The 2,894-nt window shown below is 69.1% G+C and carries 2 protein-coding genes; both read right to left on the bottom strand.

The window, feature by feature from the left end:
• The coding region (locus MXAZACID_RS08940; RefSeq protein WP_144052766.1) for a serine/threonine-protein kinase at window positions 1-1,187 on the bottom strand (1,187 nt) is incomplete at its 3' end.
• A gap of 16 nt (window positions 1,188-1,203) precedes the next feature.
• A partial coding sequence (locus MXAZACID_RS20075) for a CHAT domain-containing protein (RefSeq protein ID WP_008493949.1) occupies window positions 1,204-2,894 on the bottom strand: 1,691 nt, incomplete at its 5' end.

A 2,894-nucleotide genomic window follows, 5' to 3' on the forward strand; every position in this document is an offset into this window, starting at 1 on the left:
GGCAGAGCGCCCAGCGTCGCGCTGTAGCGCGCCTGCAACTGAGCAGGTGTGAGGGCGGGAGCAGGGGCCGGTTTCGGCGCCACCGGCGCGGGGGCCTGCGCCACGGCGGGAGCGGGCGGCGAGGCGGGCGAGGGTGCCGCCTGCTTATGGCCGCCGAACAACGCATATCCGCCACCGCCCAGCACCGCGAGCACCAGCACGGCGGCGCCCCCCAGCACTGCCGGGCTCGGGCCGTTTTTCTTGGGTACCGGTGCGGGCGCGGGCGGGGGCGTTGGCGCCGACGGCGCGCTGGGGCGGCGCGGGGCCACCATCGTCGCCTCGGCATCGCCGAAATCCTCAGCCCCCAGGCCGAAACTCTCCACCGCCGCGGTCTTCGCCTCAGCCGCCTCACGCAATGCCAGAGCAAAATCGGATGCCGCGGCGAAGCGGTCCTCAGGCCGTTTCGCCATCGCCTTTCTCACCACCGCATCCAGCGCCGGGGTCACGCTCACGGAGAGCGCGGAGGGCGGCGGCGGCTCGGTATGCAGCACCTTGTGCATGATCGCGGTCAGCCCGCCCTCGAACGGCTTTTCCCCGGTCAGCAGCTGATACAGCATTACGCCCGAGGAATAGAGATCCGTGCGCGCATCCACGGTCTGCCCCATGAACTGCTCCGGCGACATGTAAGAGGGCGTGCCCAGCATGGTGCCGGCCTGGGTCATCGAGCTGCTCTCGATCCGGGCGATGCCGAAATCTGCGATCTTCACCTCGCCGGCCTGGGTCAGCATGATATTGGCGGGCTTGATATCGCGATGCACGACGCCGCGCCCGTGGCTGTATTGCAGCCCGGCCATCAGCCCCTCCATCAGCCGCACGATCTCGGGCACGCCGAAGCGCTCGCCCTTGTCCAGCACATGTTTCAGCGTCGTGCCGTCGACGAATTCCATGACGATATAGGCGATTTCAGGGGTTTCGCCGTAATCGAAGACACCGACGATGTTGGGGTGGCTGAGCCGCCCGGCCGCCTGCGCCTCGCGCTTGAAGCGGGCCAGCTCCTCCTGGGCTTCCACATCCTCGGCATCCGGCAGCTTGACGGTCTTGATCGCCACGCGCCGGTCGATGATCGGGTCATAGCCCTCATACACCGTGCCCATGGCGCCCTTGCCCAGCACCTGGCGCAGCTCGTATTTGCCCAGCATTTCGGTCATGGTTTGGTTATAGCCGTCACTTGCCGGAACCGGAAAGAGCTTCGGCGCCGCCATCGCCGATGACGGTGAAGGCGGCCCAGTAAAACGGATCCGCGATCTGCGCCGGGAAGCCCTTGCCGGCACCGCTGATCAGCGCCAGCTGCGCCGCCCGCAAGCTGCCCGCCGCCCCGCCGGCGCTGGCCGCATGCAGGCGCGAGAGCGTATCGGCAACCAGATAGGCCGAGACCTGATCATTTACCGACCATTGCGTCACCAGCATTGCCCGCGCGCCGGCGAAGAAGAAGCTGCGCGCGAGGCCCGAGAGCGCCTCGCCGCCTTCCTCGCCGCCGCCGGTATTGCAGGCGGAGAGCACGACGAGATTGGCATCCAGCTTCAGCCCCATCACGTCGCTGGTGGTCAGCTGCGCCTGGTCGGCGGATGCCGCTCCCGCCGGGGCGGAGGTGACGATCGCCGGCTCCGCCTGGCAGGGCAGGTCGGTGGGCAGAAGCGCATGGGTGGCGAAATGCAGGATCTGGAAATTCTTCAGATCCGCTTTTTCCACATCCGGCACGGTGAAGCCGGCACCCAGCAGCTCATCCTGCGGCCCGGCGCCGAAGATCGCCGATGCCGCCTGCAATTCCAGCTTGGCGTAAGGCAGCTGCGGCAGCCCGGCGAATTCGGCCGCGGCCTGCGGGCAGGCGGCGGGGCTGTAGGTCGCCTGGGCCTGGGCCAGGCTCACCGGTCGGAAATCGCCGAAGCCGAACCAGGGCTGCTTCGCCGCCGACGTTCCTTCTGCCCGGCGCAGGGAAACGAAATTCGCCGCGGCCGGCACATAGGCCAGGGTGGTCTGGCGGATCAGCCAGGGCGCATGCGCGAGATCCGTGGCGCTGGCCGGGCCGGTGGGCAGCAGCGCGAAGGGCAGGGCCAGCAGCGCGCCGGAGGGCGCCACCACCAGATCATGCACTCCCGCCATCTGCGCCGCGAACGGGCCCAGCGTATCGGCATAGATCGTCGCCGCGTCGGCCATGTCGAACGCCGGCAGGCCATTGGTGCCGGGTTCGATGCTGGCGCGCACCTGCTTCACCAGCCGCGCCATGCCAAGCTCGGTCTCGTTCGCCTGGGCCACGTCCACGCGTCCGGCATGCAGGAAGAACAGCCAGCTATGCCGGGGCGTGGTGGTGATGCCGAGGAAGGCCTCATCCGGGCGCAGCAATTTCAGCACCTCGGTCGCGGGCACCACCTGCTGCACGAGCTGCCCGTAATTCGGCGCCGCCGCCTGCTCGGCCAGCCCGGCCTGTTGCAGCCGCGCGGTGGCGGCGGCGATGTCCTTGTCCAGCCTGGCCAGGGCCGCGCCATTATTGGCCGTGTGCGCCGCCTGGTCGCGCTGCTGATAGAGATCGGCCAGCCGGTGCTGCGCATCCTGCTGGGCGCGGATGGCGGTTGCCACTTTCGGATCGCTGGCGCTGGAGGCAAGCCGCGCCGCCGCCTGGGCGATTTCCTGGGTGGTGACGCTGCCTTGGGTGAGTTCGGCGGCCTCGAACATTTCGCCATGCAGCGTGCCGGCCCGGGCCGGATCATCCGTGGCCGCCTTGGCGTAAACATCCAGACATGGCCCGATCAGCCCGGCGGTGCCGCCCAGGCGCAGCTTGCGCAACAGCGCGATACCGTCACGGCAGGCGGATAAAGCGGCCTGGGTGTCGCCGCTTTGCGCCAGCGCCGCGCCGCGCA

Origin of the sequence: Acidocella sp. MX-AZ02 (assembly GCF_000306035.1) — a bacterium.
Classification (GTDB): Bacteria; Pseudomonadota; Alphaproteobacteria; order Acetobacterales; family Acetobacteraceae; genus Acidocella; species Acidocella facilis.